We start from the raw sequence: 13,198 nt of genomic DNA, 5'->3' as shown, positions 1-13,198 counted from the left end.
TGAAATAAATCTGTCACAACAGGGTGCTAGCGTGTTTCCCCGGCAAGGTAATATTTTGATAACAGGGGAAAATAATGAAAACCCGCTTCACACTGATTGCAACGGTTCTACTGCTGGCACAGCAGGCGTATGCGGTTTCACTGCCCGACGCTGCTGCGCTAGCCGATCTAACGTCTACCGGTTCCACGCCCGGCTACTCCCAACTTGAACAGCAATCACTGCAGGCTGAACGGCAGGCGCTGCAAGGCAACGCCAGTGCCTTAACGCGTGAACAGCTGGAAAAGGCCAGGCAGACAGCGAAACAGGCCGACACGCAGTGGCTAAAAAACAACGGTTACGACTTCAAAAGCAAAGAGAATCAGCAGGCGGGCATAGCGTTGCTTTCCGGCTTTAGCGCACTGCCCAGCAGCGTACTGGATGCCAGCCGCGCCACCGTCAGCAGCATCAACCTGAACGCCACGCAAAACGTCCGTCATCAGGCTCTGGCCGATGCGGAAGCGATTAGCTATCTCTATTTCCTCTCCGATGCGCTCGGTCCGCGCCTTGGCAAAGCGTTCCTCACGGCTTACGACAAAGGTGAAATCGGCAAAGCGGCAGCCCTGATTAAAGCTAGCGAAGTCAGCACCAGCGCGGCGAAGAAACATTTTAATTACCCACGGCCTTTTCTACATGAGGGCAACAGCATCCATCTGGTGCCAGACGATGTGGTAGTGAAAGACAATGTACGTTATACCGCCGACGGCGGCTCCTTCCCAAGTGGCCACACCAATACCGGTTACACCGACGCCTTGTTGTTGGCCGAAATGGTACCGGAGCGTTTTGAAGCGCTGGTGACGCGAGGAGCGCGGTACGGTTATTCGCGTGTGGTGTTAGGCGTGCATTATCCGTTGGATGTGATGGGTTCTCGCATGGTGGCGCAGCGTAACGTGGCAAATTACCTCAACGATGCGCGTTATCAGGCGCTGTTCAGTGAAGCGCGCGATCAGCTGCGAGCCGCATTGGAGAAAGAGTGTGGTACTACGCTTGCAGAGTGTGCACGCAGTGAGGGCAAAAACGATCCGTACCGCTCGCCAGCTATGCTGCCGTTCTATCGCTTCACCATGAGTTATAACCTGCCGAAAGCCGCGGTAAAAAATACGCCGGTTAAGGTGCCGCAGGGCGCGGAGATCTTGTTGAAGGCGGCGCTGCCGCAGCTTTCTGATGCGCAGATTCGCGGCCTGATGGTGAAAAGTGCATTACCTAACGGTTATCCGTTGTCGGGTAATAACGCCGAGCAGTCGTTCTGGCAACGTCTGGATTTAACGGCGGCATATGCATTGGCCAGACCGCAGCGCTAATATGTTGATCGCCATTCCTGCGCGCGGCATCACTCCTTAATCCGCCGGTCAAGCGTGAAGGGCGCTGAAGTGGCCTGGGCGAAAAGGGCGGCAGCGGCGGGATGATCGGGATGCAAAATGGCATTGTCTTCACCGGTCAGAATGCTCGGCACCGTCAGCAGCAAAGGCAATTCACTCTCCAGATTGAGAAAGGCCGCGCCAATCGCCTGCGTCTCTTCCTGCTGCTGATATTTATGCCAGTCGCTGGGCAGCTTGCTGCTGTCCAGCGCCATAATTTCGCTTTCTGGAACCGGCACGGTAAAGATCACAAAGCGACTTTTCTCCAGCATGGCTTTACCCGTATGCACCACCAGTTCCAGCGTGGCGAGCGCCTTTGAGCTGCTGAGATAAACCGTTTTAATACCGGGCGGATTCCAGCGACCGCCCCATTTTTCTGCGCCAGCGCCGCTAAAGGCATCGCTGGCGTACTCTTCTTTCACTAAACGATAAAACAGGCGGTAGGGAGCATCCGGTTCCTTCCGTTGCGTCATTACACAATCACTCCGTGTTCCAGACGGCCAATCAGCGTTAACACCGCATCACAGCCCGCGGGCGTGCTCAGCATCTCCATAGGCACTGCATCATCCAGTGCTAACGCAGGTTGATACATCCAGTGCATCGCGGCGTCAACGTCACCACCAAATAATTGCAGCACGGCATCCAGAATTTCGAAGACCTGATAAACACGAGCGCCTTGCTCCACGGATAGCTGTGAACCGGCTTTCTCGCGACGACGATAGGTATTGCGATCGATTGAGACCATTTGCGCGACGTCCAGCGGTGTCGCTTTGAGCACCGTAGCAGCGCGCTCAACGATGCCAACGTCCAATCCTTCGGTGATCAGCTGGTGCGCTTTGAGCGGATTACGCGGCAATCCCATTTGGTCCATGAAGGATTTATGCACATGCTGCATCAGCCTAGGATCGAAGACGCGTGCGGCATTGCCGTGATTGAATGGGGATGCAGTTGTCATAACAACCTCCTGTGTAATGTTCATTTGAACATTTTGATAGTTCAAGTGTACAGCACTACGCAGAGGTTGTCATTTTTTGTCCGTACGTAAAAACAAATGGCGGTTAATCAACAATAAATAACGTTGCGCCCAGCGTTGTTGAGGAGCGATGTGCTTCCGCATTGTCCGCAACCTGGTAACTGACGCCAGCGGTTAAGGTGAAGGTGCGTCCATCATCCAGCTCGGTCACCATTTCACCTTGCAGGCACAGCAAAATATGTCCTTTACTGCACCAGTGATCTGCCAGATACCCCGCTGAATACTCCACCATGCGAACGCGAATATCACCGAAGCGCTGGGTGCGCCACAGCGCAAAACCCTGTTCGCCGGGATGCGTTTCAGGCGCGATGTGGTCCCATGTAGTGATGCCAAAAGGAAGCTGATTGATTTGCATGCGGATACCCTGATGAGGTTGAGGCATCCATGATTAGCAGCCAGCGGGCCCATTAGCCAGTAAAATCAACTGGCTTCCTGCCACATCTCGCGCATCGCCAGTTCGAGTTTTTTAAACACCCGGTAACGCGAGTCATGGAACGCAAAACGCTCCGCACGCGGCAGCAGTTCGCCTGGATTGATCTGCACCGCCTGCTGCACCGCCTCGGAGAGGTTACGCCACGCGCCAACGCCCACACCGGCACACAATGCCGCGCCTAGCGCACCGGTCTCTTTACACTCGGCCACGCGAATAGGAATGCCTAATACATCAGCAAACATCTGCGGCCAGACGCAGCTGCGCGCTGCGCCGCCGGACAAAATCGCCTGGGTAAAGGGAATACCGGCCGCGCGTAACCGATCGATATGCGCGCGATGCGCAAAGGTCACGCCTTCAAATAGCGCAAACAGCATATCGGCACGCGTGTGCCAGCCGCCAAGACCGTAAAATCCGGCTTTCGCCGGTTCCGATTTGCGCCCGGAGTAGAGATAAGGATGATAGAGCGGCAGCTGTGCATTAGGTTGTACATGGGCTACCGTGTCGCTGCTGCGCGCCGCGCCCTGGCCGCCGCGGCCATCGTCAAATTCGCGCAGGAACCAGTCGAGGTTAGCCGCCGAGGTGGCGCTGGCTTCAATCGCCATATAGCGATCGGTTTCGATGATCGAGTTCATAAACACCGGGCGCAGATAATCAGGTTTATCCACCACCACTTGATTGATGCTCCAGGTCCCCGCGACAATCGAGGCTTCGCCGCTGTTAACCACGCCGGAGCCAATGGCGCTGGCCACCACATCAAAAATCCCGGCAACCACCGGAATGCCCGCAGGTAAGCCGGTGAGCTGAGCCGCTCGTGGGGTAACATGGCCGACCACCTCGCAGGATTCCCGCAGCACGGGTAACAGGGTGAGGGCGTCTTCAATGCCGTACAGCGCCAGTAACTCCTGGCTGTAACCCCGTTGGCGATAATCAATCAGGCCGGCACCGGCGGCATCCGAATAATCTGCGCTGATGGCGCCACTGAGAAAATGGGCGATAACGTCCTTGGCGCAGAGTAAATGTCCCACCTGCGCCCAGCGTTCGGGCTGGTGCTGCTTAATCCAGCTGATTAACACCGGCGTCGCCGCAGGCCAGGGTTTTTGCAGTGAAATTTGGTAAATGCGCCGATCCGCGCCGCTCGCCTCCAGCGCCTGCACCGTTTCACTGGCGCGATGATCGATGGACTGAATGCCAAACAGCGGCTGCTGCTGTTTATCCAGTGCGTACAAGCCGTTGCCGTGGCCGGCCGCGCCCACCGCAATCACATCACTCGCCGGCGTGCCCGCCTGTTGCAAACAGCGGCTTACGGCATCGCTGACGCCGTGCCAGATATCCGCCACCGGCCGTTCGGCGTAACCTTCCTGCGGGCGCTGGGTTTCTCCTGCGCACTCGGCCACCGACAATACGCGACCGCTGAGATCAAACAGCACCGCTTTGATCATGGTGTTTCCGGCATCAATACCCACTATCTTCATATCCGACTCCGTTCTACAAGCGAAGACGGCGCACCGCTTAAGCGCCGGTGCAGGTAAGGCTTAACCCTGCTGATAAATTTCCAATGCGTCGGGGCCGCTGGCGCCCTGATGAATGATCGCCATCAGCGCTTTCACCACGCGCGACGGATTATCGTGCTGGTAAACGTTGCGGCCATACACCATGCCGCTAGCCCCCTGCGCCATTAGCGCGGCGCTTTTTGCCAGCACGCCCGCCAGCTCGCCTTTGCCGCCACCGCGTACCAGCGTGGGGCAGCGCGCCGCTTCGACCACGCGATGAAAATCTTCCACGTGCTCGGTGGGATCGGCTTTGATGATATCTGCACCTAACTCACGCGCCAGCCGCACCAGCGGCACAATCTTCTCCACATCGCCAAGGGATCCATACGCCGCGCCTTGCCCGGCGGGCGCCATCACCAGCGGTTCAATCATCAGCGGCATGCCATAGCGATCGCACGCCTGGCGCAGACGACCAATATTCTCGACACACATGCGGAAAATGCCCGGCTCATCGGGGATCAGATAGAGATTCACCACCACCGCAGCGGCGTCCAGCTGCAGCGCGGCGAGAATCGGTTCATCGGGATTGTGCAGCACCGCCCACATTTCACGATGGCGCGCGGCGTTGTAGGCGTTGCCGACATCGGTGCGCATTACCAGCGCCGGTTTGCGCCCGGCGACGCGCTGTAGCAGATCGGCCTGACCGTAATTCACCTGAATCGCATCCGGCTGCGCGGTAATCAGGTTATCCATTACCGCTGCGATGTTCTCCAGCCCAATGAGAAAATCCGGCTCGTTGGCGATGCCGTGATCGATCGCCACATCCAGACATTTACCGTGCTGGAACAGGCGATGCATGCGCACTTTATTGGTTACTAACATGTCGTGTTTCCTCCTGAAAAACCGTGGGATAAAGACCGGTGAGGCCGTGTAAACGCGCCAGATTGTCACAGCCACGTTGCAGCTGCTGCGCGCGTTCGGTGTCGCTCCAGCCCAGCGTGGTCGCCATGATCTGGGCAATCTCCTGCACCAGCGGCGCGGTCAGTTCACCGCAGATCGCCAGTGAGGTGCGGCGCACCAGCAGATCTTCCAGCTGGCACACCTGTTCATGCTCAATCAGATAGCGCAGTTCGATATCGCTGTACGCCGCGTGATGCTGCAGCGGGTGTTCGCCTTGCTGCTGAATCAGCGCCAGCAGCGGCACGGCGCGGCTGCCGTAACGTTTTGCCAGCTGCATTACGCGCGGCAGCGGCGCAGCATAACGCTGCGCCAGCTGCGCCAGCCACGCGGTTTGCCCTGAAGGCGGAGGGAAATCGCGTCCGCCGCCAATCGGCACATCGCCGCTGGAAAGATGGCGTTTTTCGCCGAGCAGGCGCAGCACGCGATCGGCTGCCTCTTCACCAAACTGACGAAATGTGGTCCATTTGCCGCCGACTAAACACAGTGTGCTCCACGCCCGATTGGCATCGGGTGGCAGCATCACCAATGAGTGGTTACGTGAAATCTGGCCGTTGAGTTTGGCATCGCTGGCCGGCAGCGGACGCACGCCGCAGAAGGTATAGACGATAGCGGCATCGGGCACGTCGATGTGGGGAAAGACGAAGCGCAGGGATTCCAGGATATACACTTTTTCATCCGCTTCGCACACCACCGCATCGGGATCGTCAACGCGAATATCGGTGGAACCCACCAGCACCTTGCCGAACCACGGGAACATGATGCAGACGCGGCCTTCCTGATTTTCGAAGTAGACCATTTCGCCATCCAGCATATGCAGCAGTTCGGGATGATCGAGGATCAGATGCGATCCTTTGGTACCGCCAATCATTTTTGGCAGGTCGTCGCGAGAAGAGATGCGCTGGTTGAGCTGGTCGATCCACGCCCCCCCGGCATTCACCAGCACGTGCGGTTGCAGGCTAAAGCGCTCGCCACTTAACGCATCCTGCAGAATAACGGTTTCGCCCTCGGCGCTCACCAGCTGCAGATAGTTGAGCGCCAGCGCTTCCGGACACGCCTGTTGCGCGTCGTCTATAAGTTCAAACCCCAGCCGTTCCGGCGCGCTGATCCACGCATCATAGTAGCTGGCGCTGTACTTCACCCAGGGCGCAAATCCCGGCCAGCGATCGCGCGTGGCCGCTTCACTGCGCACCTGATGCTTCGGCATTGAGCCATACTGGCGGGTGTAGATATCGTAGAGGCTGAGGCCTGTTTTAATCAGCAGCGCGCCGCGCCGCGTGGGCTTATCGCTCAGGCGTAGAAAGCGCCGCGTCGCATTGACCAGCCCGCCAGCGAGATTGTCGATTGGCACCGTCGTACGTAAGGGGAATACATAATGCGAGGCATTTTTTAACAGGCGATCGCGCTCGGTGACCGACTCTTTCACTAACGTGAACTCACCGGTTTCCAGATATCGCAATCCACCGTGGATCATGCGTGAGAGCGCGCCGCTGGCGGCCTGGCACCAGTCGCCTTTCTCCACCAGAATCGCCGGAATACCTTGCAAGGCCAGTTCACGAAAGGTGCTGATGCCGTTGATGCCACCGCCGACGATCAACACCGGGGTGGACGAGCGCTGGCGTAAGAGGTTCAGGCGCTGCTCGCGCGTTTGAATATTATCCATGAGTGACTCCTCGACTCAGGTCCAGTTCCAGTACGCCTGCCGCAGTGGATTCATCCGTGACCATGCTTTTCAGCCACTGACCATGCAGCGCGCAGCGGATGGGATCCACTTTGTCCCGTCCGGCGACTACCGCCATTGAGAATGGAATACGCTGCAGCTCGGGCAAGGTAAGCGCGACCAGCCGACGGTTGGCGTCAAACGGCGCAGGCTGACCGCGAGCATCCAGCAGCCAGGCTAACAGTTCACTGCGCGCGCCGCTGGTTTCAATACTCGCCGAGGCATGACGCGCCGCCAGGTTGAGGTCATAGTAGCTGGAGCTGTCGCTATGAATCGATCCAAGGCCAACCACGGCCAACGTGGCGTTGCGTGCTTTATCCAGCACATTCTCGACGGCGCTGATGCCCATCAGCATGTCGCGTTCTTCGGCGGAATCGGTAAACAGCGGGGCATGGATCTGCCAGGCGTGTCCGCCGAGGCGCGCCGCCATTTCCGATGCCACGTGATTAACATCGGTGTAATGCTTGCCTTGTACGCAGCCCAGGGCGGGCACCACCTGCACATCGTATTTACGCGTGGGCTGTAAGGCATCAACCAACGCGCTAACGCCTTTCCCGCCGGTAATAGCAATCACATCGCCATCTTTGAGGCGCGAGAGCAGATATTCTGCCGCCGCAGCGCCAACCATTTGCAGACTTTGATCCTCGCTGCGCGCCACATTCGGTGCGACCACCACCTGTTGCAGCTGGCCGAGAGCGGCCAGATCGCTCTCCAGCTGGTGCGCTGACAGCCACGGCGATTTGATGGTGATCTCCACCATGCCGCTCTCTTTACCCTGGCGAATCAGCCGATTGACGCTAGCCACAGACAGGCCAGTCTCAACCGCAATATCCGACTGCTTTTTGCCGTCGAGGTAATACATCACCAGTACCTGGTAAATCTGACGTGCGCTGTGAAACGCGGGATGTTCGCTAGTGAATTCCATGGGCGATAATTCCTTATGCAGCTCGGTATTTATTCAGCAAATGGTCAATAGACACCGCGGCCAGCAGGATCAAGCCTTTAATCAACTCCTGCCAGTAAACGGAGACGTTAATCAAAATCAGCGAGCTGGTAACAATCGACAACAGCGCCACACCGAGCACCGCGCCAAGAATCGAACCGGTGCCGCCTTTCAGACTCGCACCGCCAATCACCGCCGCCGCAATCACATTCAGCTCCATACCCACGCCAAACGTCGGGGTAGCAGAGCCGAGACGCGCCATGTAGATAATGCCCGCCAGCCCAGCCAGCGTTGAGGTCAGCACCGTGACCCACAGTTTGATGCGATTGATGTTAATGCCGGAGTAGGCGGCGGCACGTTCGTTGCTGCCGGTATAAAACACTTTGCGGAACAGGGTTGCTTTACGCAGCAGCACGTCGAACAGCGCCACCAGGACAAAAAACAGCACGATGACAAAGGGAATGCCCCAGATAGCGCCCTGGCCGATAAACTTGAAATTCACCGGCAGAGTAAACAGCGACAGCGGTGTGCCCTGGGTGACGATCATGCACAGGCCGCGCACAATCACCATCGCTGCCAGCGAGGCGATAAAATGGCTGAGGCCGATTTTGGTTACCGTAAGTCCCATGAGTAAGCCCACCAACGCCGCCGCGCCAATGCCTGCCAAACTCGCCAGCCAGGGATCCATGCCGCTCAGGAACAGCTGCCCGGCCACCACCATGGAAAGACAAACCACCGCGCCAACTGAAAGATCGATACCGCCGACAATCAGTAAAATGGTCATGCCGATCACCACGATGCCTTCAATCGAAAACGACAGCAGCATCGCCTTCATGTTGGCCCAGGTGAGGAAGTAGGGCGAGGTAAAGCTCATCACCACGAAGATCAGCGCGATGATCACGATCAGCCCCACTTCGCGCTGCTTGTGTATGCCGCCGAACAGCGACCAGCGCGATTTTTGCAAGGTGGGCAGGGTGGTATTCATGGTCATACGGCCTCCGCTTCAGGATTGATGCCGGCGGCGAGCCGCATCAGATTTTCTTCTGTCATGGCATCACCGGTGACTTCACCGCTAATACGCCCTTCATGAATCACAATGATGCGATCGCACAGGCCAATTAACTCGGGCAACTCCGACGAAATCACCACTAAACCCACGCCGTTTGCCGCCAGTTTGGCGAGAATGCTGTAGATTTCCGCCTTGGCGCTGACGTCCACGCCGCGCGTGGGTTCGTCAAGAAAGACAATTTCCGGCTGTACCGACAGCACGCGGGCTAGCGCGACTTTTTGCTGATTGCCGCCCGACAGCGATGACACCGGATCGCTCAATTTGCCATGCTTCAGTTTCACCTGCTGTGCCAGCGCTTCTGCTTGCTGGCGCTCGCGGCCCGGGCTCAGCAGCAGGCGATGATGACTCACGGCGTGGAGATCCAGTGCCGAAATATTCCAGTCGATTGGCATCGAGAGAAACAACCCGGCGTCTTTGCGATCCTCAGATAAATAAACCATGCGCTGTGCAATGCTGGCCGCGTAATTGCGCAGCGTCACCGCCTCGCCTTTAATGCGGATCGCGCCGCGTTTAATCGGCAATAAACCGCAAATCCCTTGCGCGATTTCACTGCGTCCCGCGCCCATTAAACCGCCGATACCGAGGATTTCACCGGGTCGCAGATCAAAATGAATAGCGTGGAAGTGTTTGCCATCACCGAGATCGCGCACCTGCAACAGCGGCGACACGGCGCTAACCGGGCGTTTATTGGGGTAAAGCTGTGAAAGCTCACGTCCTACCAGGCGCGTAATCACTTCATCGGGCGTCATGCTGCGCAGCGGCGCGCTGTGCACGGTGCGGCCATCACGCAAAATAGTGATGTGCTGACACAGCGCAAAAATTTCCGCCATACGATGGCTGATATACACCACCGCAATCCCTTGCGCCTGTAGCTGACGCACAATGGCAAACAGCGTCTGGGCTTCCGGTTCGGTCAGTGCGGCAGTCGGTTCATCCAGAATCAGCAGGCGACAATCCAGCGTCAGCGCCTTGGCAATCTCCACCAGCTGCTGCTGAGACAGTGAGAGTTCGCCCACCTTGCGGGTCACGGCGATCGGCGCCAAGCGGTTCATCACCGTCTGTGCTTTCTCACGCAGCGCTTTATGTGGCATCAGCACGCCACGCTGGCTGGCGGCGTGCGCCATCCAGATGTTTTCATACACGCTGATATCCGGGCACAGCGCAATTTCCTGATGCACTAAACCTATACCGAGCTGCTGTGCCTCGCGCGGCGAGCGCAGGGTGATAGGCTTGCCATCAAGTAACACCTCACCGCTATCCGGGCGCAGAATGCCATCGATAATATTCATCAACGTCGATTTGCCTGCGCCGTTTTCGCCTGCCAGCGCATGGATTTCACCGGCGCGCAGAGTGAGATCTACGCCCTGTAACGCCCGCACCGCGCCAAAGCTTTTACTGATGCCTCGCAATTCAAGAAGTGCCGTCATGATTGTCACCTTACTCGTTGATGCCTTTGGTACCACGGCGTTTCAGATAGGCATCCCAGCGGAAATCGTCGGCATTGTCTTTTGTCACCACCGCATAGCCGTTATCGAGGATGGGGAAGGCGAAAGGATTGGTGCCGTTGCGTTTGGCATCGTTCATGGGATCGATCAGTTCCGGATGAGCGGCGAGGAATAAGGTCATAAAGCCCATATAACCCTGGATGCCCTGATTCGGATTGATGGCGCCAAACACCTGGCCGCTTTTAATCATATCCAGCACCTTGGCGTTAACATCGACGGTCATCACTTTTACTTTGCCGCCATTTTCCGCCACCGCCTGCGCGGCACCGATCGCCGAGCTGGCTTCCGGCATGAAGATGCCTTTGAGGTTAGGGTTGGCCTGCAGCATTGAGAGCACGGCGTTATACGCCTTTGAAGGATCCTGATTGGTGGCGGCGCGCGCCACCAGTTTGCTATCCGGGAAGGCGGCTTTCATTTCGTTGATAAAAGCGGTGACGCGACGATCGTGATTATCCTGCCCCGGGTTTTCCAGTACGGCAAACTCTGCGCCTTTACCCATCGCTTTGCCAAGCTCATCGGCAGCGGCTTTGCCTTCACGGAAGTTGTCCGAGGTGATGTAAGCGACGCGTTTGCTGTTGGGAGAATCGGCGGCGAAGGTCACTACCGGAATGCCCATTTCAGCGGCGCGATTAATCGGTTCAATAAACGGATCGGGATTCATCGGATGAAGAAAGATACCGGCGGGTTTTTGCGCCAGGATTTGCTCAAAGCTGGAGAGCTGTTGGTTAACATCATAGGCTGGCGTGCCGCCGTAAACGGTTTTGCAGCCCAGCTGGTGCGCCGCCTGTTTGAACATTTCATAGACCGGGAACCAGTATTCCACGCCGGTTACCATCACGTTCATATAATAGGTTTCGCCGGGCTTACAGCGAAATTGCGGCGCGTCATCGGCGGCGCTTACGGTGCTGGTGAAACTGCCCGCCAGCAATAAACTCGCGAGAAGTGCGGTGATTTTTTTCATGTTTTTTCCCCGGAACTGACGCTGAATGTGTATGGCTCAGCCGTGACAACAAAACGCGGAAAAACGAGCCGGCGTTAATCGTGAAAATTATTTCTTATGCATGAAATAATTTTCACAAGGTATAAAAGCTGGCGCGAAAAAGATCAATTTATGGTTAACGAATTGTTTCGTAGTTGTGAGTGCGTTCACTAATTGCACTCTTAGGCTGGGTGCAAGCGGCGTTGATCGTCGTTGGTGTGCCCATGCTTTCATATGAAACCTGTCATCAGCTTTATGCGTGATAAAGATCCCAATTATAAGGTTGCGTGATTGTTAATTGTTCTTTATTGGTTATGAATGAAGTGTAATTTATTTCGAATGAAGATTTTAGGCAATCAAATCGGAGCACCTCATGAACACAACCTTCACGTCTTTACAGCAACCTGATGATTTCAAACAGAACGTCCGCCTGATGAAAAAAGCGCTGAGAGAGCAGATTGGCGATGTCGAAGGGCTGTTTGAACAAGTCAGAAGCAAAATCGTTAACGAAATTGCCGCCGCCCGCGCCGAAGAAGCCCAAAACGGATCGGCATGGCCGCAAGTCACTCAGCAGGACATCGCTGCCGGACGCGTCAGCGAGGCAGTGAAGGATCATATTCGTCGTCGCGGCTGCGTGGTGGTGAAACAAACTTTCGCGCGCGATCAGGCATTGGCGTGGGATGAATCAATGCTCAAGTACCTCGATGACAATGATTTCGATAATGTCTACACAGGGCCAGGCGATAACTTCTTCGGAAATCTTGAGGCCTCACGCCCGGAAATCTATCCGATTTACTGGAGCGATGCGCAAATGTCAGCGCGCCAAAGTGAAGCCATGGCGCAGACGCAGTCCTTCCTCAATCGCCTATGGAAGTTTGAGTCGCGCGGTATGCGCTGGTTTGAGCCGGACGTCAGCATTATCTATCCCGACCGCATTCGCCGCCGTTTACCGGGCACCACCTCAAAAGGGCTCGGCGCGCATACCGATTCCGGCGCGCTGGAGCGGTGGTTGCTGCCGGCTTATCAGCAGGTGTTCAGTAAAATCTTCACCAACCAGTTTGATCAATACGATCCGTGGGATGCGGCGCACCGCACGGAAGTGAATGAATATCAATCTGGCACCACCACCAAGTGCTCGGCATTCCGTACCTTCCAGGGCTGGACGGCGCTATCGGATATGCAACTTGGGCAAGGTTTGCTGCATGTGGTGCCGGTGCCGGAAGCAATGGCCTATTTGCTGTTGCGTCCGCTGCTGAATGATGTACCAGAAGATGAGCTGTGCGGCGTCGCGCCGGGCAAGGTGCTGCCGGTATCTGCGCAGTGGCATCCCGAGCTGATTGAGGGTTTATGTTCGATTCCGGCGCTGCAGGCGGGCGATTCGGTGTGGTGGCACTGTGATGTGATCCATTCGGTTGCTCCGGTTGAAAACCAGCAAGGTTGGGGCAATGTGATGTACATTCCTGCCGCGCCGCTGTGTGAGAAAAATGCGGCTTATGCCAGCAAAGTCGCGCAGGCGCTGGCCAGCGGTGCGTCGCCGGGCGATTTCCCGCCAGAAGATTACGAAACACACTGGCGCAACCGTTTCACGCCTGAGGCGCTGAATGCCAACGGTCGCCGCAGTCTGGGATTGGACTGAATTTCTGGTAAGCTTGGCAAAAATCTTTCGGCAGCGGGT

Annotated in this window: 12 protein-coding genes; 2 read left to right on the top strand and 10 right to left on the bottom strand. The window is 56.7% G+C overall.

Going from position 1 to position 13,198, the window contains the following annotated elements; genetic code table 11:
• The first annotated feature begins 74 nt into the window (after positions 1 to 74).
• Complete coding sequence (locus tag CRO19_RS19635; protein WP_097097354.1) at positions 75 to 1,337, top strand: acid phosphatase; 1,263 nt, start codon at positions 75 to 77, stop codon at positions 1,335 to 1,337.
• Positions 1,338 to 1,366: 29 nt separating this feature from the next.
• On the opposite strand, the gene CRO19_RS19630 is transcribed toward CRO19_RS19635, so the two are convergent.
• The 10 genes from CRO19_RS19630 to CRO19_RS19585 form a co-directional block, all read right to left on the bottom strand.
• Entirely contained in the window at positions 1,367 to 1,867 is a 501-nt protein-coding gene (locus tag CRO19_RS19630; protein WP_097097353.1) for an RES family NAD+ phosphorylase, read from the bottom strand.
• Complete coding sequence (locus CRO19_RS19625; RefSeq protein ID WP_097097352.1) at positions 1,867 to 2,349, bottom strand: Xre family toxin-antitoxin system antitoxin; 483 nt, start codon at positions 2,347 to 2,349, stop codon at positions 1,867 to 1,869. Before CRO19_RS19625 ends, CRO19_RS19630 begins: the two co-directional genes overlap by 1 nt.
• Before the next feature lie 103 nt (positions 2,350 to 2,452).
• Positions 2,453 to 2,782 carry a DHCW motif cupin fold protein gene (locus tag CRO19_RS19620; protein WP_097097351.1) on the bottom strand — a complete coding sequence of 110 codons (330 nt, stop codon included), beginning with the start codon at positions 2,780 to 2,782 and terminating at the stop codon, positions 2,453 to 2,455.
• A 65-nt stretch (positions 2,783 to 2,847) separates the two neighbouring features.
• On the bottom strand, positions 2,848 to 4,332 hold the full coding sequence (locus tag CRO19_RS19615) for an FGGY-family carbohydrate kinase (RefSeq protein WP_097097350.1): 1,485 nt from the start codon (positions 4,330 to 4,332) through the stop codon (positions 2,848 to 2,850).
• A gap of 60 nt (positions 4,333 to 4,392) precedes the next feature.
• Positions 4,393 to 5,232, bottom strand: coding sequence for a class I fructose-bisphosphate aldolase (locus CRO19_RS19610; protein ID WP_097097349.1), 840 nt, complete (start codon positions 5,230 to 5,232; stop codon positions 4,393 to 4,395).
• Positions 5,216 to 6,970: a glycerol-3-phosphate dehydrogenase/oxidase gene (locus CRO19_RS19605; protein ID WP_097097348.1), complete on the bottom strand. Its 1,755-nt coding sequence runs from the start codon at positions 6,968 to 6,970 to the stop codon at positions 5,216 to 5,218. The genes CRO19_RS19610 and CRO19_RS19605 overlap by 17 nt, the downstream gene beginning before the upstream one ends.
• Positions 6,963 to 7,952: a sugar-binding transcriptional regulator gene (locus CRO19_RS19600; protein WP_097097347.1), complete on the bottom strand. Its 990-nt coding sequence runs from the start codon at positions 7,950 to 7,952 to the stop codon at positions 6,963 to 6,965. Before CRO19_RS19600 ends, CRO19_RS19605 begins: the two co-directional genes overlap by 8 nt.
• Positions 7,953 to 7,965: 13 nt before the next feature.
• On the bottom strand, positions 7,966 to 8,961 hold the full coding sequence (locus tag CRO19_RS19595) for an ABC transporter permease (protein ID WP_097097346.1): 996 nt from the start codon (positions 8,959 to 8,961) through the stop codon (positions 7,966 to 7,968).
• Positions 8,958 to 10,466 (bottom strand): sugar ABC transporter ATP-binding protein, encoded by a 1,509-nt coding sequence (locus CRO19_RS19590; protein WP_097097345.1) that lies wholly within the window; start codon positions 10,464 to 10,466, stop codon positions 8,958 to 8,960. Before CRO19_RS19590 ends, CRO19_RS19595 begins: the two co-directional genes overlap by 4 nt.
• Before the next feature lie 10 nt (positions 10,467 to 10,476).
• Positions 10,477 to 11,505 carry a substrate-binding domain-containing protein gene (locus CRO19_RS19585; RefSeq protein ID WP_097097344.1) on the bottom strand — a complete coding sequence of 343 codons (1,029 nt, stop codon included), beginning with the start codon at positions 11,503 to 11,505 and terminating at the stop codon, positions 10,477 to 10,479.
• Between the two features lie 391 nt (positions 11,506 to 11,896).
• Here CRO19_RS19585 and CRO19_RS19580 point away from each other — a divergent pair, with 391 nt between their 5' ends.
• Positions 11,897 to 13,159: a DUF1479 domain-containing protein gene (locus CRO19_RS19580; protein ID WP_097097343.1), complete on the top strand. Its 1,263-nt coding sequence runs from the start codon at positions 11,897 to 11,899 to the stop codon at positions 13,157 to 13,159.
• Positions 13,160 to 13,198: the final 39 nt, after the last annotated feature.

The organism is Candidatus Pantoea floridensis, from assembly GCF_900215435.1.
Classification (GTDB): domain Bacteria; phylum Pseudomonadota; class Gammaproteobacteria; order Enterobacterales; family Enterobacteriaceae; genus Pantoea; species Pantoea floridensis.
This window is presented reverse-complemented; position numbering and strand designations above follow the sequence as displayed.